Source organism: Chryseobacterium sp. Marseille-Q8038, assembly GCF_965111995.1.
Window position 1 is genome coordinate 786107 of the sequence record NZ_CBCOPN010000002.1, and the last position, 19484, is coordinate 805590.

General features: G+C 34.4%; 15 protein-coding genes and 2 tRNA genes. 8 read left to right on the forward strand and 9 right to left on the reverse strand.

Going from position 1 to position 19484, the window contains the following annotated elements:
• Window positions 1-18: 18 nt before the first annotated feature.
• Window positions 19-2919 carry an alpha/beta hydrolase family protein gene (locus tag ACWPWS_RS17510; protein ID WP_454047378.1) on the reverse strand — a complete coding sequence of 967 codons (2901 nt, stop codon included), beginning with the start codon at window positions 2917-2919 and terminating at the stop codon, window positions 19-21.
• 152 nt (window positions 2920-3071) lie between these two features.
• Here ACWPWS_RS17510 and htpG point away from each other — a divergent pair, with 152 nt between their 5' ends.
• The gene (gene htpG, locus ACWPWS_RS17515) at window positions 3072-4964 is read left to right on the forward strand and encodes a molecular chaperone HtpG (RefSeq protein WP_209789273.1); all 1893 of its coding nucleotides are present in this window, start codon (window positions 3072-3074) and stop codon (window positions 4962-4964) included.
• Window positions 4965-5498: 534 nt separating this feature from the next.
• Window positions 5499-5894: a helix-turn-helix transcriptional regulator gene (locus ACWPWS_RS17520; RefSeq protein ID WP_454047379.1), complete on the forward strand. Its 396-nt coding sequence runs from the start codon at window positions 5499-5501 to the stop codon at window positions 5892-5894.
• Between the two features lie 289 nt (window positions 5895-6183).
• Here ACWPWS_RS17520 and ACWPWS_RS17525 read toward each other — a convergent pair whose 3' ends face one another.
• Window positions 6184-6480 carry an MGMT family protein gene (locus ACWPWS_RS17525; RefSeq protein WP_209787254.1) on the reverse strand — a complete coding sequence of 99 codons (297 nt, stop codon included), beginning with the start codon at window positions 6478-6480 and terminating at the stop codon, window positions 6184-6186.
• A gap of 73 nt (window positions 6481-6553) precedes the next feature.
• Between ACWPWS_RS17525 and ACWPWS_RS17530 the strand changes: the two genes are divergently transcribed.
• Window positions 6554-6700, forward strand: a complete 147-nt coding sequence (locus ACWPWS_RS17530) for a hypothetical protein (protein WP_185097866.1) — start codon at window positions 6554-6556, stop codon at window positions 6698-6700.
• Window positions 6701-7069: 369 nt separating this feature from the next.
• Here the strand turns inward: ACWPWS_RS17530 and ACWPWS_RS17535 are convergent, their stop codons facing one another.
• The 5 genes from ACWPWS_RS17535 to ACWPWS_RS17555 form a co-directional block, all read right to left on the reverse strand.
• A complete protein-coding gene (locus ACWPWS_RS17535) occupies window positions 7070-8044 on the reverse strand; it encodes a deoxyhypusine synthase family protein (RefSeq protein ID WP_105681482.1) in 975 nt (324 codons plus the stop codon).
• 428 nt (window positions 8045-8472) lie between these two features.
• On the reverse strand, window positions 8473-8853 hold the full coding sequence (locus tag ACWPWS_RS17540; RefSeq protein WP_105681483.1) for a GreA/GreB family elongation factor: 381 nt from the start codon (window positions 8851-8853) through the stop codon (window positions 8473-8475).
• 295 nt (window positions 8854-9148) lie between these two features.
• A complete protein-coding gene (locus ACWPWS_RS17545) occupies window positions 9149-9790 on the reverse strand; it encodes a hypothetical protein (protein WP_454047380.1) in 642 nt (213 codons plus the stop codon).
• 47 nt (window positions 9791-9837) lie between these two features.
• Entirely contained in the window at window positions 9838-10230 is a 393-nt protein-coding gene (gene arfB / locus ACWPWS_RS17550) for an alternative ribosome rescue aminoacyl-tRNA hydrolase ArfB (protein ID WP_454047381.1), read from the reverse strand.
• 10 nt (window positions 10231-10240) lie between these two features.
• Complete coding sequence (locus ACWPWS_RS17555; RefSeq protein WP_454047382.1) at window positions 10241-11269, reverse strand: AMP-binding protein; 1029 nt, start codon at window positions 11267-11269, stop codon at window positions 10241-10243.
• Between the two features lie 99 nt (window positions 11270-11368).
• Between ACWPWS_RS17555 and ACWPWS_RS17560 the strand changes: the two genes are divergently transcribed.
• The 5 genes from ACWPWS_RS17560 (at window position 11369) to ACWPWS_RS17580 (ending at window position 18179) form a co-directional block, all read left to right on the forward strand.
• Window positions 11369-11439 (forward strand) — tRNA-Gln (locus tag ACWPWS_RS17560).
• 607 nt (window positions 11440-12046) lie between these two features.
• A complete protein-coding gene (locus ACWPWS_RS17565; protein ID WP_454047383.1) occupies window positions 12047-12787 on the forward strand; it encodes a hypothetical protein in 741 nt (246 codons plus the stop codon).
• Window position 12788: 1 nt separating this feature from the next.
• Window positions 12789-17606 (forward strand): leucine-rich repeat protein, encoded by a 4818-nt coding sequence (locus tag ACWPWS_RS17570; RefSeq protein ID WP_454047384.1) that lies wholly within the window; start codon window positions 12789-12791, stop codon window positions 17604-17606.
• A gap of 9 nt (window positions 17607-17615) precedes the next feature.
• Window positions 17616-17816: a hypothetical protein gene (locus ACWPWS_RS17575; RefSeq protein ID WP_209787232.1), complete on the forward strand. Its 201-nt coding sequence runs from the start codon at window positions 17616-17618 to the stop codon at window positions 17814-17816.
• Window positions 17817-18108: 292 nt separating this feature from the next.
• A tRNA-Gln gene (locus tag ACWPWS_RS17580) sits at window positions 18109-18179 on the forward strand.
• Here ACWPWS_RS17580 and ACWPWS_RS17585 read toward each other — a convergent pair.
• Complete coding sequence (locus tag ACWPWS_RS17585) at window positions 18177-18536, reverse strand: hypothetical protein (RefSeq protein ID WP_454047385.1); 360 nt, start codon at window positions 18534-18536, stop codon at window positions 18177-18179. The two genes, ACWPWS_RS17580 and ACWPWS_RS17585, sit on opposite strands and share 3 nt — an antisense overlap.
• 129 nt (window positions 18537-18665) lie before the next feature.
• Window positions 18666-19298, reverse strand: a complete 633-nt coding sequence (locus ACWPWS_RS17590; RefSeq protein ID WP_454047386.1) for an HdeD family acid-resistance protein — start codon at window positions 19296-19298, stop codon at window positions 18666-18668.
• Window positions 19299-19484 lie beyond the last annotated feature (186 nt).

Here is a 19484-nt window from a genome sequence, read left to right on the forward strand (position 1 = left end):
CTCCGCCGGTTTTTTTTATTAATTAGGTTTATCATCTGTAAGCTCAAATCCCCAATCTTTTCCTTTCTGGGTGGCTGGAATACCTTTCGTCATCCAGACCGGAGCTTTAGCTCCTTTAAGATAATAATCAAAAAACTGCTGTTCGCGAATTTGGATATCTTTTCTGTTCTGACGTTTGATGAGGTTATGATCATCACCATTATAATTCAGAAGCCATACTGGTTTTCCGAGGCGGCGTAATGCTGTAAACATTTCAATTCCCTGATACCAAGGTACTGCTCCATCTTTATCATTACTCATAATAACCACTGGAGTTTTTACTTTATCAATCGTAAAAAGTGGTGAATTTTTAATGTAAAGATCCGGTGCTTCCCATAAATTCTTTCCTAATCTGCTTTGAGATTTCTCATACTGAAACTGTCTGTTCATCCCTGAAGTCCATCGGATTCCTCCATATGCTGAAGTCATATTAACAACAGGAGCACCACTCCATGCTGCTGCATACATATTGGTATGAGCAATAAGATACGCTACCTGATAACCTCCCCAGCTTTGTCCCTGAATTCCGATTTTAGCAGCATCTACCCAGGAATTTTGCTTCAACTTTTCAACTCCGGAATTAATATACTCCATGGCAGATTCTCCTGGAAATCCATCTGTATAAGAAATATCAGGGGTGAAAACCAGATAACCGTTGCTCACAAAATAAGAGATATTTAATCTTGAAGGTGTCGGAGCAGGTGCCACATAACGGTTTAAGTTATCCGAAAGCTTTTCATAGAAATAAACAATCATAGGATACTTTTTATTCGGATTGAAATCTTCCGGTTTGTATAAAATTCCGGTAGAGGTATTTCCTTTTGGTGTCGTCCAGTTTACCAATTCATCTGTTCCCCAGTTATACAGGTTTTGCTGCGGATTTGTATTGCTCAGTTTTTGCTGTTCTGAAAAATCTGATGTCGAAAAAATATTTGGAGAATCCGTGTAAGATTCTTTTACTAAAATATATTCTTCAGCATTTTTTGCTTTCTGAAGACTTCTGTATCCCCATACGTTTTCCATCTGAATTTTTACAGGATCAGAATTCGACTGAATAGAGGTTTTGAAAATTCCGTTCGCCTTGGATGTATTATCAAATGCAGATAAATAGATTGATGATTTTCTGTTCAAACTTTTAATATCTTTATCTAAGACGTATGTTTCAAATGTTATTTTATGTTTACGTCCAAAACCATTGGTTATATTTCTCGGTTTTTTGGAACCATTCAGAAAGAACTCCCAAAGGTCGTAACGGTCTTTGATAATCACAGATTCATCTTTATCTGTCCAGGATGCAATACCATAAGAACTTGGAAAATCCGGCATATCAAATTCTTCGTCAACGAAAGAAACAGGTAATCCTGAATTCAGCGGAAGTGTTTGTTTTGTTTTCACATTGTAGCTCAGCCACTTCCCTTTTTCTCTGTCAAAAATCACCACAAAATTCCCAAGCGGAGATACTGCAACCGATCCATCCAGATTTTTAATGACTTCTGTTCTTTCCCCTGTTTTATTATCAATCAGAAAATAGGTCTTCTTGATTGAGCCTTCCCATTGTGAAGAAATACGGTTATTGATACTGGTGATACCCATCGCAAATTCAGCATTTCCTTCGTTTACCAGCCTTAATGTATCTAAGTCTTCACCATCAATATTTCTAAAGAAATCCGGTTTTTCCGTTTGCATTACTGCAGCGTAAGATTTCTTCAGATCATTTTTCAATTCTTTTAACTGCACCGTTTGCAGATAGTCATCCCTATAATTCCAGATATCTACCACAGCATGGTCGTTTGCAATCATCGCCGTATCTTTTGCGATAGGCTTTGGACTCACCCCAAAATACAGTTGTTTTCCGTTTTTACTGAAAATAAGCGAACGATTTTCAGAAATCACCCACCCTTTTTTCATGTTTGTATTTTCATTGGTAACAATTTCTTTTTTGTTTCCTTTAAAATTAAAGTAATACAACTGATATGATTTCACCAAATCATTCTGTGCTGAAGAAGTTCCCACATAAGCCAATTGATTTCCTTCTTCGTCAAAAGACAATTGTGAAAAATCACCTTCCATTTCAGAAATTGTATGGACTGTTCCTTTCTGCAGATCCACTACCTGTACGGCTTGAAATGCATATTTCTTTGGCTTGGATTTGTCTGTGTCCTTTTTATCTGCAGATTTTTCATCTTCCGAATCCTTACCTTCTTTTTTATCCTTTTTAGGTTTCTCTTCCGGCTTTTTAGTCACAAAAGCAAGCTGCTTTCCATTTTCACTGAACTCGTAGCGTATTACATTATCGTAGGTTGTACTTTTTCCATCCAAAAGATTTCGTACAACCAGCTGCAATGGCTTTACATTCTTATCTTCATCCTTATTTTCGTCTCCATCTTCTTTATCAGAAGCATCATCCGAAGATTTATCTTTTGTATTTTCAAGAAGATAAGCAACGTAAGAACCTGCTTTTTCAGGAACTTTAAAAGATTTTACATTAGGAATTTTCTCCGTTTTATCATTAAAAAAATCAACGATGGCAAGACTGTCTTTCGTTAATTTATTTTTTTTAAGCTTTTTATCTTTTACCGCTTTTATATCTTTATACTGGGGACGGATTTGAAAAACAGCAAACCTGGAATCATTTGTAAAATCCACTTTTGTGGCTCTTGCAAACTTCTTTGAGGTTTTATTTTTAACGGAATATAAAGAAAGGTTAGAATTTCCTTCCTGAGCATCCACAGAGTAAGCAACCCATTTTCCATCATTTGAGATTTTTCTCGAGCCGATATTTTGCCAGCTGTCATAAACAGAATGGTCTAAAGGCTTTTTCTGCGCATAAATCCAGGAGGTCATGATGAGCAGAATAAAAACTGTACATTTCAACTTCATTTTTAAAATATTTTAAGAATTAAAAATAAGGTATTTCTTCGACAAATTCGCATGATGAATACATTTCAGGCTAAAAAAATGTCATTCTGTCACATTCCTCATGGTGGTATTTTTTTTGAGAAGTATGTGGAATAATTAAAATATAAAATATGATGACTAAAGGAAATATTAATGTATCTGTGGAAAACATTTTCCCACTTATTAAAAAGTTTCTTTACAGTGACCACGAAATATTCTTGAGAGAATTAATCTCTAATGCGACTGATGCTACTTTAAAATTAAAACATTTAACAAGCATTGGGGAAGCAAAAGTGGAATATGGAAATCCAAAACTTGAAGTTAAGATTGATAAAGAGCAGAAAACATTACGCATTATCGACCAAGGTATTGGGATGACCAGTGAGGAAGTTGAAAAATACATCAACCAGGTTGCTTTTTCAGGAGCTGAAGAGTTTTTGGAAAAATATAAAGATTCTGCAAAAGATTCAGGGATTATCGGGCATTTCGGTCTTGGATTCTACTCTGCTTTCATGGTGGCTGAGAAGGTGGAAATCCTTACAAAATCTTATAAAGATGAACCTGCAGTACGTTGGATCTGCGATGGAAGCCCGGAATTCACTCTTGAAGAAACTACAGACAAAACAGACAGAGGTACAGAGATCATCCTTCACATCGCTGAAGATTCTGTAGAGTTTTTAGAAGAAGGAAAGATCCGTGAACTGTTATTAAAGTATAACAAATTCATGCCTGTTCCAATTAAATTCGGAACAAAAACACATACACTTCCTTTACCAGAAGATGCTCCTGAAGATGCTGTAGCTGAAACCGAAGAGGTAGACAATATCATCAACAATCCGGTACCGGCATGGACAATTGCTCCAAGCGAATTGACCAATGAGGATTATATGAAGTTCTACCACGAACTATATCCTATGCAGTTTGAAGAACCATTATTCAACATCCACCTGAATGTTGATTATCCTTTCAACCTTACAGGAGTTCTGTTCTTCCCGAAACTGAGCAACAATTTAAATATCGACAAGGATAAAATTCAATTATACCAAAACCAGGTATTCGTAACAGACGAAGTAAAAGGAATTGTTCCAGACTTCCTGATGCTTCTGAGAGGAGTAATTGATTCTCCGGATATCCCATTGAATGTTTCCCGTTCTTATCTACAGGCAGATGGTGCCGTAAAGAAAATTTCATCTTACATCACGAAAAAGGTTGCCGACAAAATGGCTTCTTTAATCAATGAAAACCGTGAAGACTACGAGCAAAAATGGAATGATATTAAAGTCGTTATCGAGTACGGAATTGTTACGGAAGAGAAATTTGCTGAAAAAGCAGACAAATTCACATTATATCCTACAACAGATGGGAAATACTTCCTTTGGGATGAATTGGTAGAGAAAATCAAGCCTATACAAACAGACAAAGACAATAAACTTGTGGTACTGTATGCAACGAATGCTGATGAACAGCACAGCTACATTCAGTCTGCGAGAGATAAAGGGTATGAAGTTCTATTATTGGACTCTCCTATTATTTCACACGTGATTCAAAAACTGGAAACTTCAAAAGAAAATATTTCATTTGCAAGAGTAGATGCAGATCATGTAAATAATCTTATCAAAAAAGATGAGCCGGTAATTTCAAAATTGAACGAAACTGAAAAAGAATCTTTGAAAAAGAATGTAGAAGAGGCTATTCAGGATTCTAAATTTACGGTTCAGCTTGAAGACCTTGACAGTAATGATGCTCCGTTCACTATTACACAGCCAGAATTTATGAGAAGAATGAAAGAAATGCAGGCAACAGGCGGAGGAGGAATGTTCGGAATGGGAGGTTTCCCGGAGATGTATAATCTTGTGGTGAACTCCAACAGTGAACTTTCTAATCAGATTTTAAAAACGGAGAATGCTGAGGAGAAAGAAAGCCTGATCAAATATGCGCTGGATCTTGCCAAACTTTCACAAAATTTACTGAAAGGAAAAGACCTGACAGATTTTATACAGAGAAGCTATAAGCAACTTGAAAAATAATACACAAGAGACTGTTTCATTTTGAAGCAGTCTTTTTTTATTTTTTTTAACCACAAAAGCCACAAAAGATTTTGGACACTTAAGGTTTTATTAATTAATTATCATACTGTTGGGAAGAGCACTTAAGTTTTTTGAAAATCTTAAATTTCCACAGATGTTTGTGGAGAGTTTTTTTGGAAACGCAAAGACGCTATTTTTTTATATACTATGTGTTTTAAGGCGCAAGGATTTTATCTCCGATAAAATTGTATCCTGCTAAGTCGTTATCCATTATTCTTGCTGAAAATCTTACATTGAGCGAGGTCGAAATGTTCTTGTGTCTTACAACAGTTTAAAAATAGAAATCCTTGCGCCTTTGCGCTTTTCCAACAAAACAAAAACAATCTTAAAAATCATCATCAATTAACACAACAAGATTAATATTATAAAGCTTTTCCGCCTTTTCTATTCGCTTTCATTGCTTTGCTCTACATTTTTTCTGTTTTCTATTGTATAGATTCTGCTTTTTTGCCATTTTTGTATAAAATGTCGGTCATGCAAAAAGAAAAATTACGTCTCATCAGAAAGCAAAAAGGCTACACTCAACAACAGGTAGCTGACTTCATCGCAACGGATGTATCAAATTACAGCAGAAAAGAAAGTGGTGATGTAAGGATTGTAAAAGATGAATGGGACAAACTTGCCCGTTTTCTGGATGTACCGTTTGAGGACATTTATGAAGAGGATGAAGCAACGCTTGTTGTTAATAATGATCATCCTGTGTTTAATGACAATTCTGGTACTTCTGCTGGGACAATTAATAGTCAGAATAATTATAGTAATATTCCAGGATCTATTATTGAAAACCTTCAAGGTTATATCGCTTTATTAAAAGAGGAAAATGAAAGACTGAAAGATGAACTGAAAGGTCTCCCAAAAGGAAGAAAATAATACGGTTTGAAACTGTAAAAATATAGATGTCACTCATATTAAGCTATGGAGTGACATTTTTTCTGTATTAATGCATGCTAGTTTTTTTTAACGCAGAGAACTAATGATTCGAATGTTTTATTTCAGGAAGCAAAGAATTCCGACTTTGTCGTTGATGAAGCTGTGTGGTAATGCGTTCGCTTAGAAAGAATCAATGGAATTGATTCCCTTTTTTGCTCTCTTAAAAATATTACAGAATACGGAGAAAATCTTTGCGTTAAAAAATTCTTTGATTTAAATCCTTTGAAATTTACAATTCAGTCAATGGATCCCAGAACAGTTTTTTAAAATTTTTTATTCTAAGATTTTCCACAGTGATTCCTTCTGCTTCCAGTTTAGGCTGGAATTCCGGGACAGATAATACTCCTGAGCTGGAAATCACACGGTGGGCAGGAACATCTTTCGGACATCCACCCATTGCTTTTCCTACATGCCTGGAATGATTTGGATAGCCAACAGCCTTTGCTATGGCTCCATAAGTAGACACTCTCCCTTTCGGAATAAGTCTTGCCACTTCGTAAACCTGTTGTTTGAAAATTTCTTCCATAGCTGAGTATTCTCTTTTTGCATCATTTTTGAACTCTATCAAATTCGATGATGTTTCATTAAAAGATAAAGATATGAAAAAATCATTTTTCAGGCTGCTGAATGCCGTTAATAAAAAAGTTCTTCCGAAGCTGAGTAAGAAAGATCCTAATCATCTGACTAAGGTTGAAAAGGGAATTCTGGCGTATCGTTATTTTGTGCTGGTGAATTCTTTGGATTGATTTTTCTGGATTTGTGTGAATGTTTTTCCCGCAGATGACACAGATTTTCACAGATTTTGGTGTTGAATTTTGGGAAACGCAAAGACGTAAGAATTTTATCTGAGATAAAATTGTATATCATTATTTATTTGAACCGTTAAGATCATTTAAGTTTTTAAGGGTATTAAGAGAATAGCTAAAGCTATTTTTTAGCTGTGTGCTTTATTTTTCATCAAAGATGAAACTTAATTTTTCTTATTCTTTTAATTTTTCTTAATGGTTTAAATAGTTTGAGCTATTAAAACAAATCTATTTCTAAATACTAAAATAAAAAAGCGCTCCAAATAAATTGAAGCGCTGATATTGTAACCTCTGATGAGATGTTTATTCTTAAGCGTTTTCTAAGATATAAGAGAACATTAATGGTGCACAGATTGTTGCATCACTTTCAACGATAAATTTCGGTGTAGTGATATCCAATTTACCCCAAGTGATTTTTTCATTTGGAACAGCTCCTGAATAGGAACCGTAAGATGTTGTAGAATCAGAAATCTGGCAGAAATAAGACCAGAAAGGAATGTCATGCATTTCCATATCCTGGTACAACATTGGAACTACACAAATAGGAAAATCTCCTGCGATACCTCCACCAATCTGGAAGAATCCAACTCCTTTTCCTGCAGAGTTTTTAGTATACCAGTCCGCAAGATAAGTCATATATTCAATTCCTGATTTCATTGTAGTTGCTGTAAGCTCTCCTTTGATACAGTAAGAAGCGAAGATGTTCCCCATTGTAGAATCTTCCCATCCCGGAACTACGATTGGTAAATTAGCTTCTGCCGCAGCAATCATCCAAGAATTTTCTCTAGGAATTTCATAGTACTGCTCCAATACTCCTGAAAGGATCATTTTGTACATGAATTCGTGAGGGAAATATCTTTCTCCTTTAGCTTCTGCGTCTTTCCAAATCTCTACGATATGTTTTTGTAATCTTCTGAAAGCTTCTTCTTCAGGAATACATGTATCAGTAACTCTATTTAAACCTCTTTCTAAAAGATCCCACTCATCCTGAGCCGTTAAATCTCTGTAATGAGGAACTCTTTCATAGTGAGAGTGTGCCACAAGGTTCATTAAATCTTCTTCAAGATTCGCCCCTGTACAAGAGATAAAATCTACTTTCCCCTGACGGATCATTTCTGCAAGAATTTTACCCAATTCAGCAGTAGACATTGCTCCAGCTAAAGTGATCATCATTTTCCCGCCATCTTTAAGATGGGCAACATACCCTTTAGATGCATCCACCAATGCAGCTGCATTGAAGTGCAGGTAATATTTCTCTATAAATTCAGAAATTGGTTTGCTCATTTTTTTAATTTTTGCAAAGATAAAACTTAAAAACGGAATGCAGTCAAAGCACTTGAAGAAAGTATCATAGAGAAGTATTTTTTTATCATTTGTTAAATGAGGAAGGTATAAGTTGTTGGAAAACGCAAGGACACAAAGGATTTTAAAGCTTTATGAATATTTAAGATACAGAGAAATCTAAGATTTTCAGCAAGGGAAAGTATCATTTTCTCACAGATCACACAGGTTTTTATATGATCTGCAAAATCAACGTGAGATAAATTATACAGTATAAAATTTCATCGAAGATAAAATCCTTGCACCTACAACTATTTAGTATTTAAAAAATTTGCGCCCTTACGTTTTCCAACACATTGCTATAAAAAAGCGCAGCTCAAATGAGCCACGCTTTCCTATTGTAATTTAACTTAATAATATTCAACAAAGGGTTATCCTTCCCAGGTTTCCACTTTCAGAATCTCGATTTTCCTTTCTCCGTCTCTGAAAGGCCAGTCTATCACATCTCCTACTTTATATCCAACGACTGCCAGGGCAATATCCGAAAGGATAGAATGTTTATTCTTTTTTAGCTTTTGTTTGGTAGAAGGCACAAATATATATTCATGCTCAAAATCTAATGTATGGTCTTTTAAGGTTACTTTTCTGTCAACGGTTACAATATCGGCAGGAAGATCTCTTCTCAAAACCTGTTTTGCCTTTCTAAGTTCTTCAGTTAATCTCTTTTCTTCTTCGATGCTCACTTTTTTTCTTCTGAGTGTATCTTTTATAGCATCATAAATTCCGGTGGTTACAATAATATGATTGGACATTTTCTTCAATTTTTTAAAATTAAATGCAGTTATTCCCTGATGATCCAATGTAGAATCCAGGTGTAGAACAGCCTTCTTCTATAGAAAACTGCAAAAAAGTAATACATAAAATCCGAATTGATTCCCTGTCTTGGATCCTGACAGGGCTTATAGGATGAAGTCCTTAGAACTTTTCAGAAAAGAATCTGTGTGAAGATAAAGTAAAGACAGCAGCAATCCTGACCGGCGGCGTTCTGCAGATAAAAAGATTGTTGCTGTCATTATCAATTATTATTAACTCTAACAAAGATACTGCTTAAAAACAGAATGTGGCGGCTGCACTTAAAGAAACTCTGTGCAAACCTTCTTTTTGATCACCATCAAATTTATAAGTGACTCCGTTATACTTCATTTTATTTAGGGTTCCACCGCTTAAACCTACTTTTGGGCCAATCAGAAAATTCTTGCTAACCTGATACTGATACCCAAGATCAACTTCTGCCCCGAAAGTAGTTCCTGTACCTTTTACATCTCCTGTTTTTGTGGTATAAGACATTACTCCCAACGCTACATCTGCAAATATTTTATGTCTTGTCGCCAAATGATTATTTGAAATAAGCCCGGAGAAACCGAAAAATGTAATATTATCCTTTGTCGTTACAGGAACAGACACGGGCATTCCATTTACATAACCAAGCAGAAATCCGTCACTGGATGCACTGTAATTAGAATATTTTAATCCGAATGCAAGACCATTTTTCACTTCATAATGGGCAGCAATATCAAAGTTCAATCCATTTTTCAGGTCTTTTACATATTCTTTTTCTTCCTTACTAAGTCCGGAAATTGTTTTTGCAGTTCTCCATGCGTACCCAACGGAAGGTCTTATGGAAAATTTCTGAGCGAAAGACATAATGGAGATTGAGAATACTCCAACTAAGATTAATTTTTTGATCATGGTTTTAAAAGTTTTCGCAAAATAATGCTTTCTGTGAGAGAAACAAGTTAAAACCTGAAGCGTCTGTTTTCTTTTTTATCTGAAAGTTTTTTCTTGCCATCCAGCCTTTTTTGCTTCTGCGCTTTTGAGGGTTTTGTTGCCGTTCTCTTTTTGGGAACAATGAGTGCTTTGTTTACGATTTCAATTATTTTTTCAATGGCTTTATTTTTATTCATCAGCTGGGTTCTGCTTTCGGAAACCGTCAGGAATAAAAAGCCTTCAATATTAATTCTGTTTTTCAGTTTATTATGAATCAGTATTTTTTCATCTTCACTAAAAACTTCTGATGCACTTACTTTCCAAAGCACGGTAACAGCAGTTTCCACTTTGTTGACATTCTGTCCTCCTGCACCACTGCTGCGGGAAGTTTTGAAACTGAGTTCTTTTGAAAAGTCTTTCATTTTTTGGTGACTAGAGGTTTATGTTGATGCTTTTATACAGTTCCATTCTGTTTACTTTCCCGTTAGGAGTTCTCGGAATTTCACTGATGAAGATAATTTCTTTTGGTTTATGGAAATTTTTATCAAAAGGGATTTCCATCACTTTTTTGATCACCTCATCAGATTTATTTCCTTCTATAATCAATATCAGTTTCTGACCCAAACTTTCATCAGGTAGACCCATAAACACCGCTTCATTCGGAAGTTCTTTTTTCACCAATGTCTCCAGTGTTTCCGGGAAAATTTTTGCTCCTCCTGAGTTAATCACATTGTCAATTCTTCCAAGGAATTTAAACTGTTTTTCATTTCTAATATCAACTAAATCATTAGTTTGCAGTTCAGCAGCATTTACATTGGGAGCAAAGATCTTCAGGCAACCTCTGTCATCTAAAGAAATAGACACATTTTCAAAAACAGTGAAATAGTCTTCCTGTTCCGGCATCAATTGTTTTAAGCCAATATGGGAAAGGGTTTCAGACATTCCATAGGTTTCAAAAATACGATTTGAAGAACTAAGATTCATTTGCAGAATTTTACTTTTCAGACTTTCTGAGACGGCAGCCCCTCCAATGATCAGGTTTTTAATCAGATGAAGCTTTTCCAGAGAGTTTTCTACCTGAAGAGGTGTCATAGCACAAAAGTCTATTTCTTCATCCAGATTTTCCACCGGTTTTAAAGAAGGTTCAGCAATTTTTAATTTTAATTTTCTTTCTATGGAACGGACAATCATCATTTTTCCTGAGATGTATTCTACAGGCAGGCAAAGTAATGCACTATCACCTTCTTTTAATCCCAGAAAATTACAGGTCATTACTGCGGAATTGATCATTTTCTTTTTCTCAATTTCAAAAATTTTCGGAACTCCGGTAGAGCCTGAAGTCTGAACATTTACTTCTGTTTTTTCTGAAAACCATTCTTCCAGAAAAATTTTCACTTTCTTTTCAAATTCCGTATCGAATGATAATTTATTAGTATTGAGATTATTGAAGTCTATCAGCATGTTTTCTGTAAATAAATTCTACAGTAAATTTAAAAAAAAAATCAAAAAGTTCTTGTATATAAAGAAAAAAGCTGTAAATTTGCACCACCAAAATAAAACAGACCTATAGTGTAACGGTAACACTCCGGTTTTTGGTACCGTCATTCGGGGTTCGAATCCCTGTGGGTCTACAAACCACTCTTTTTTTTAAGAGTGGTTTTTGTTTTTTGTTCTCTTTTGAAAAATAAAAAAGGATAAAAACTTAGAGCTGGATAAAAATAGGTGGCTTTATCAAAAAAATGATCAAACTCAAATCTGGTTCCTTATTTCAAATCACTTCCCAATAAAAATATATAGCTGCGATTACAATATTCACGAGTCCATTTATCGTGAATTGATTATTAATTCACACCGTCTTATCTCTGTTAAAAATACGTGTTACTGCAACTACAGAATAGTGAGGTCAAAAAACTTTTATAAGGACCAAAAAACAATGAAATTTGCACTCTAAAGAATGTGAATGATCATTGGAATCAAAAAAAAAATGCCAAGAAAAACAGTATAGAAAAAATGTAAAAGAATGTAGTTGATTTAAAATAAATTACAAAAAACATTGCGAAAATATATGTTTTCTAAGTTGCAACCATATTAATAATTCACTAATTGACAGTACGATAAAAGAGGGCGAAAATCAATAATTACCCAAAAGAAATAGACTTCTATTTAACGACAATAAGTCTATCAGGAACCAACTTTCCCTCAAATCATCAATTTTATAAAAACTAATTTTCAATAATAATGAAAGTACCATTAAAAACAATATTTAGCTGGTTTGAAAAGGGTGATATACCCACAGAAAATCAGTTTCAACAGACCTTTTCTTCATTCCGTCATTTAGATGAAAATATCAGGATGGATGAGGTAACGGGTTTAAATGAAACTTTTCAAAAAACGGTATCCAGCACAACTTTTACAAATCATCTGCAAGATGAAAGCGCACACCATTTAGTGCTCGCAAGACTTAATGCATCCAATCTTACTGCTAGCAATGTAGAAGAATGGAAAGAAAAATTAAAGATCAAACTGGCAGCCACTATAGACGATGGTGAAGAGACCGGAAATGTCTATACAAAGGAGCAAATCGGGGAAATTGTAAATATACTTCAGGCAAAAGATAATGAAATGCTTGAGCTGACTGCAAAAATCAACGAAATACTAACTTCGAATGATGATAATCTTGATAAGCTTCAGAAAATCGTAGACTACATCAAAGAAAACAGGGAGCAGATAGAATTGCTTAAAGGTTCAGGAGCAAATTCTTCCTTTGGAGGAATTTTAAGGCCTACTGATCATATTATTGTTAAGCCTGGATCAGCAAAATGGTTTTGGGCAGGGAGTGGAGTCTACGAAAATGCTTCAGGAGTTAAGGTTGAAAATTTCGGGATAATTTCCTATGACGGTTTGGTTTGGTCTGTTCTGGAGGTTAATATGCCAGGAGGTGGAACAGATGGTTTTATTGATTTAACACAAGAAGATTAAAATGAGATATACAGGAAGAATTTATTTTACAAATTATGAAAGATCAGATAAAGAAGTTGCAGATAACTTCATTTATCCCGTGATGTTCTTCATTAAAAATGAAGAGGGAAAAATCATTAAACAGATTGCATATTCAGCGTTAGGAGAAAAGTCAGAAAGTGAATATGGAACTGGTGGAGGAACCGGAGGAGCCAATGGAATTGTTTTCCGCGCAAAATCTGAAATACCTGCATCATTCATAAAATCATTTGGAAGCGAAGTTAAAATAGTTTTTTCGTGGTCATCCATCGACAGCGTTGATGGTAGTGTGACTGGCGGAGGAACTGCGAGTATTTTAAAGGGAAATACGATTCTATTTAATAAAAACATTAATCAGGGAGTCAATGAGATAGATATTACGTCATATATTTTGGCGGGAGATAATACAATAACGCTCAGTATCACCGATAGTTATGGTAATAATAGGAAATTAAAATATGATATTCAAACAATAGCACTTGCTTTAAGTACTACCTACGACAAGACCACTATTAATTCGGGACCAATCATTTTTCGATATATTCCAACCGGGAATGTAGAGAAGACGATTCATTTCAAATTAAATGGATCAGATCTTCCACCAGTAGTTACTTCAATAAATAACAAAGAGCTTCTTTATGAAATTCCAGCACAGTCTCACGGAGTTCATATTTTAGAGGTGTATATGACCGCTGATTTGTCAGGAGAGATCATTGAAAGCAATCACTTATTTACAGATATCATCAGTGTTGTTGCTGGTAATTTAACGCCTCTGGTTTCTTCAGCAAATAATGTTGCCGCTAATCAATATGCTCCAGCTTCGATTGAATATCTGGTGTATTCACCATCATCAAATTATAGCGATGTTGAGATTTTGGTCGACGGATTGAAGGTTTCAGAATTGGTAGTAAATAGAAGTTTGCAGAAGTTCACCTATACATTTATGGACTCAGGTGCACACACTGTAACTTTTAAATGTGGCAATGTCACGAAAAATACTTCAGTAGTTGTAACAGCGTTTGATATTCAGGTTGAAGCCGAAACGTTAGGCCTGGAATTATTTTTAAGCAGTCGAAACAGAAGCAATTCAGAGATTAACAAAAACGAGTGGAAATACAAAAACCTGTCATGTACTCTTACTGATTTTGATTTCAGCACCAATGGATGGGTTCAGGATTCAAAGGGTTCTGTGGCACTTAAAGTGAGCGGAAATGCAAGGGTTGAGATTCCTTTCAAGATTTTTGAAAATGATTTTAAAACAGGTGGTAAAACATTAGAATTTGAATTTTCAACTTCAGATATAAAAAACAGTGACAGTACTATTTTTTCTTGTAAAAATGGAAATGTTGGATTTGTTGCTACCTCAAATTCGTTTTCGTTCAGTTCTGAGCAGGACGGTACTTCCATATTTTTTAAAGAAGAGGAAAGGATCCGTGTAAGTGTAGTCGTTACAAAGGTTGCAGATCAAAGATTGGTATTTGTGTATATCAATGGAATTATATCTTCATTATATCAGTATAATTCATTAGACAGCTTTTTACAACAAGCTCCTCAAAACATTACCATTGGAAGCAGTGATTGTACTATTAATCTATACAATATCAGGGTTTATAATAATAATCTAAACGCGGATCAGATGTTGTCAAATTACATCGCTGACATGGATAACCTGGTTGAAAAAGTCAATATTTACGAGAGAAATAAATTGTACGATGCCTTCGGAAATTTGTCCTACGATAAATGTTTACAATCAATTCCATGCTTAACCATTGTTGGAGATCTGCCAACTTATAAAGGCGATAAAAAAACAATTGTTGGAGAGTATGAAAATGCTCAAGATTCTACAAAATCGTTTTCTTATGTAAATGCGAGTATTGATGTTCAGGGTACATCATCACAATATTATCCCCGAAAAAACTTTAAAATCAAATTTAATGGAGGTTTTAAAAATGGTGAAATAAATTCTTCAAAATACAAGCTTCGTGATAATTCATTGGCGGAAAAGACATTTACTTTTAAAGCCGATTTTATGGAGTCTTCTGGTTCTCACAATATTGGTTTGGCGAGACTTGCACAAGATTCCTTGAATCAATTGGGTTATTTAGTTCCACCACAATTAATTAATCCTGATATCCGTACTACGATGGATGGGTTTCCAATGCTTATATTTCACAGAGCGACACCAGATTCGGAGCGTATTTTCTTAGGAAAATATAATTTTAATAATGATAAGTCTAATGAAGCAACAACAGGTTTTACAGGGGGTCAGGAATGTTGGGAATTTTTAAACAATACGTCAGATAATACATTATTTATTGCTACAGATTTTCAAAGTGTAGACGGAAATGGTAAGCATTTATGGAAGAATGATTTTGAGGGAAGATATCCGGAAGATAATGAAGATACATCGAATCTTGAAGCTTTGCATACATGGATTGTGAGTTGCAAAAATAATCCTGCAAAATTCAAAGCCGAGGCTCAAGATCATTTTAATATTCAATTTTTACTGTTTTATTATGTATTCACTGAGTTTTTTGCAATGGTTGATCAGCGCGCTAAAAATCAAATGTTTGCGATGTATCCGGATGCGCAAGGAAACAACCGTTGGTATCTTATATTTTATGATAACGACACGGTTTTAGGTCTTAATAACGAGGGCCACAATGTGTATGATTATTGGGTGGAAGCTCACGACCAAGTAGGAAGTGGTTTTGTCTGGAATGGCGCGCTTTCAGAGCTTTGGAAACTGGTTGAAGTTGCTTTTGATACTGAAATTACCGCATTATACCAGCAAATGAGAACTTCAGGAATTCTGACTTATGATAAGTGTAATACTTATTTCAACACATTAGAATCTGACAAATGGGCGGAAAGTATTTTCAATGAAGATGCGAAATATAAATATATAGATCCTTTGGTTATTGCCGGGAACGGAAGTTACTTATACACCGCACAAGGCTCAAGAAAATCGCACAGGAATTATTGGTTATTAAATAGATTCAGATATATGGACGGAAAGTATGACACGTCTACTTTCTCATCTGATTATATCACGATGCGACTTTATACACCTTCGGGTACGCCTGTAGTTGCTCCCAATGCTAATTTTTTACTAACGGCTCAAAAAGACGGATACACTAAAATTAAATTTGGTTCCTATATCAACCGTGCGAGGCTTAGAAAAAATGTTGCATCTTTAGTTCAAGCTCCGGCTATTACTTTTAACGATACAGAAACCATTATTTATGGTGCATCTGCAATTAAAGATCTTGGAGATTTGTCAGGAAAGTATCTGGGTACTTTAGATGTTTCAAAAGCGACGAATTTGTCAAAATTACGAATAGGAAGTCAAATTTCCGGTTATTCAAATCAAAACTTGAGAAACTTGTTTATTGGTAATAATACAATTTTAGAAGAATTAGATATTTCAAATTGCCCAAATTTAAAACAGTCAATAGATTTAACTGCTTGTACAAGTATTAAAAATATTTCTGCTGCAGGAACAGGAATAACCTCTGTATTGCTACCTAAAGGCGGGTTGCTCTTTTCTTTAATTTTGCCAAATACAGCAAATACTTTAATATTAGATAATCAAAAATTTATTAAAAATTCTAATTTAACTTTTACGGCAAGTTCTATAAAAACTCTTGTAATTAAGGATTGTCCTTTAATTAATGTTAATGATATTGTTTCAAATCTTAAAAATTTGAGCAGAGTGAGAATTAATAATCTAAATGGAAGTAGTACTTCTAGCGAAAATTTCTTTCCACTTATAAATGCTAAAGGAGTTGATGATTTAGGTAATACAGCCCCACATTCTATCGTTGAAGGAAAATGGACTTTTACTAATATTTATCAAGAAGATAAAGATTTCATGGAAGCTAATTGGCCCGACTTTCATTTTACTTATACAAACATTACCAATTTTATTCAGATTTCGGATATAACAAGAAAAACTGCATTATTAAAAGCCTATGATACTAATGGTGATGGTGAATTAAGCTTTTCAGAGGCAAGATCTGTTACTGATATACCTGCCAGTAGTTTTAATCCTTTTATTAATTCAGAAACATTCTTAGGTGGAAGTTTTGATGAATTTAGATTTTTTACAAATGTAGAAACTATTGGAGATCATGCATTTGACAACAACTCATTGCTAAGTATAACTTTTCCACCCAATATCAAGAAAATAGGGAGAAATGCCTTTCAATTATACGAAACAAGTGTTATAAATGGCAACTTTGATAACGTTGAAGAATTGGGTATTTCCCCAATTATGGGAAAATACCTAGACATTAATTTGTTTAAAAATGTTAAGATTTACGATGCATATTCGTTTACCTACAAGTATCCCAAAGCTGGTAAGTACAATCTCCCTTATATCACGCGAATATTTCCGGAAATGCTTACCACGAATATAAACAATCCAAATGTTGAAGATTATGTTACTAATTTTATTGATCTTACAGGATGTACAAGTCTGGAAAGAATAGATTCATTTGGTTTAAGACTAAAATTAAGAACGGGTGAAAGTGAAATAACTATTATATTTCCCGCTTCTATTAATTATATGGCAAATGGCTGCATGCATCTGATTGCAGCTGGTGGTCAAACCAGTGTTAAAAAAGTAGTAGTAAAAGTATTGGCAACTACACCTCCTATTTTGGTAGGTACAAATCTCGTTTCTGATGGGATTATTATTGATAAAGTAGAAATTCATGTTCCTGCAGAAAGCGTTTCTGCTTATAAAACGGCAACCAACTGGAGCTATTTTGCCGCAAAAATTTATCCGATAACATAATAATAAAATATGACACAGACAGACAATATAATTAAAGCGGATCCTGGGAAATGCTTTAAAAGAAAAACAGATGGAGTTGTTTTTGGCGATGAAATCTATTTGGGAACGACTTATTATCTTGATGGAATTAAGCTTCAAGAACCCATTCAGGAAACTCCTGATGATTTTGAAGAAATTGATATTGAGGTGAAAACAGAAGAAATTAATTAATATGCTCAAAATACGACCGAATATAATAACGAATCAGTTAGAATAATACTATAATTACAAATATGTTTTTATGATGTTAGCTTTGATAGAACTATAAGGTCTTCAACTATTTGGTTCAGCATTTGTTCGCTTTGACTACAAACCATCCTTAAAAAGGATGGTTTTTGTTTTTATCCATCCATCAATTGTTATGGGAGTAAAAGTCTATTTTTTTTAAGGTAAACAGCAGAAAATTGAAAGAAGATATTTGTAAATAAGAAAAAAATATAAATTTGCATCACCAAAATAAAGCAGACCTATAGTGTAACGGTAGCACTCCGGTTTTTGGTACCGTCAGTCGGGGTTCGAATCCCTGTGGGTCTACAAACCATCCTTTTTTAAGGATGGTTTTTGTTTATAATAAGATTCATTATTTATCAATAATCTTCTACTTCCCAGGAATTTTAGAATAGATCCTAATTTAGACAAATCATGGTCTAAGATCTCCCGCTTATCTTTCACAACTTTCTGTAAAAATGCCCAATCTTCTACTAAGCTTCCTATCGTGAGATCTACTGGATCTTTATAAGGATCATATAATTCTTCGTCTGTTATATTCCAGTATAAATCTTTCTCAAATTCTACACAAGCTGTATCATTCTGTTTATTTAAATGCACAAGTAGAATATTGAGAAGCTTTTTTAACTCTGCGATATTTAATTTCACCTTTTTGGTTTCCATTCAGATATTTTTTTAATGATCATTAAGATCTATGACCTTTCTTTCACTTTTGTTTTAGCAGTTCTTTTATTCTCTAAAAATACAAAAAGACCCTTTGCAAGGCCTTTTATATTTAGATTTATTCGTTTATTATTTTTTAAGATCATCAATCTCTTCCTGTATCGATTTGATTCTGTCTCTTAATTCCTGGCTTATTTTTCCCGGAATCTTTTTGACTTTCCTTAAATCCAGAGCGAGCATAATGGAAGCAATTCCCATGAAAATGAAAGAAACGCCTGTAAGGGTTACTAACGAAATTCCTGTAAACACCGGATTAAATATCAGCAACAGAGAAAAAATGATTCCTCCTACACTGGCCAGCGCTACATTTCCCCAACTCATAATTCTCATGCTTTTCAGATCGAAGGCAAATCCTAATAATTGAAAGGAGCGAAACAGCAAAGTAAATCCTATCACAAAAGGAAGTACTGTCATAGAAATCTGAGGGTTTGCAATAAGATAAACCCCTATTGCAGTTGTTAATAATCCACTTACAAGAAACCAGCCCCATCCCTGTAAGGATTTACTGTTTTGCAAGGAAAAAAATATTTCAGTAATTCCTGAAAATAAAAATGAAACACTGAAAAAAATAGAAAGTGTAACATACGTTGCAAGGGGTACACTGAATACATAAAAACCACAGATAAGGAAAAGAATTCCAAAGATTAATGGGATGTACCAATGTTTTACAGTGTTGGTAAGGGTTTGAAATAAATTGGCCATAGGTGTCTTTTTTGGTCCTGCCTACTTTTTTGTAACGGTTTTCGGCTTATCCGCAGGTATTTCAAACAGATTATAATTTTCACCTGAATTTGAAATATATCCTCTTACCAATTTACGAAAAATAACCGAGGAACCTTTCAGATTCCGTGAATTGTTTTTACAAGAATCAAATGAAGCCATTTATTC

Coding starts and splice junctions, on each gene's coding strand:
- ACWPWS_RS17510 (WP_454047378.1), bottom strand. CDS start 2,919: ATGAAGTTGAAATGTACAGTTTTTATTCTGCTCATCATGACCTCCTGG.
- htpG (WP_209789273.1), top strand. CDS start 3,072: ATGACTAAAGGAAATATTAATGTATCTGTGGAAAACATTTTCCCACTT.
- ACWPWS_RS17520 (WP_454047379.1), top strand. CDS start 5,499: ATGCAAAAAGAAAAATTACGTCTCATCAGAAAGCAAAAAGGCTACACT.
- ACWPWS_RS17525 (WP_209787254.1), bottom strand. CDS start 6,480: ATGGAAGAAATTTTCAAACAACAGGTTTACGAAGTGGCAAGACTTATT.
- ACWPWS_RS17530 (WP_185097866.1), top strand. CDS start 6,554: ATGAAAAAATCATTTTTCAGGCTGCTGAATGCCGTTAATAAAAAAGTT.
- ACWPWS_RS17535 (WP_105681482.1), bottom strand. CDS start 8,044: ATGAGCAAACCAATTTCTGAATTTATAGAGAAATATTACCTGCACTTC.
- ACWPWS_RS17540 (WP_105681483.1), bottom strand. CDS start 8,853: ATGTCCAATCATATTATTGTAACCACCGGAATTTATGATGCTATAAAA.
- ACWPWS_RS17545 (WP_454047380.1), bottom strand. CDS start 9,790: ATGATCAAAAAATTAATCTTAGTTGGAGTATTCTCAATCTCCATTATG.
- arfB (WP_454047381.1), bottom strand. CDS start 10,230: ATGAAAGACTTTTCAAAAGAACTCAGTTTCAAAACTTCCCGCAGCAGT.
- ACWPWS_RS17555 (WP_454047382.1), bottom strand. CDS start 11,269: ATGCTGATAGACTTCAATAATCTCAATACTAATAAATTATCATTCGAT.
- ACWPWS_RS17565 (WP_454047383.1), top strand. CDS start 12,047: ATGAAAGTACCATTAAAAACAATATTTAGCTGGTTTGAAAAGGGTGAT.
- ACWPWS_RS17570 (WP_454047384.1), top strand. CDS start 12,789: ATGAGATATACAGGAAGAATTTATTTTACAAATTATGAAAGATCAGAT.
- ACWPWS_RS17575 (WP_209787232.1), top strand. CDS start 17,616: ATGACACAGACAGACAATATAATTAAAGCGGATCCTGGGAAATGCTTT.
- ACWPWS_RS17585 (WP_454047385.1), bottom strand. CDS start 18,536: ATGGAAACCAAAAAGGTGAAATTAAATATCGCAGAGTTAAAAAAGCTT.
- ACWPWS_RS17590 (WP_454047386.1), bottom strand. CDS start 19,298: ATGGCCAATTTATTTCAAACCCTTACCAACACTGTAAAACATTGGTAC.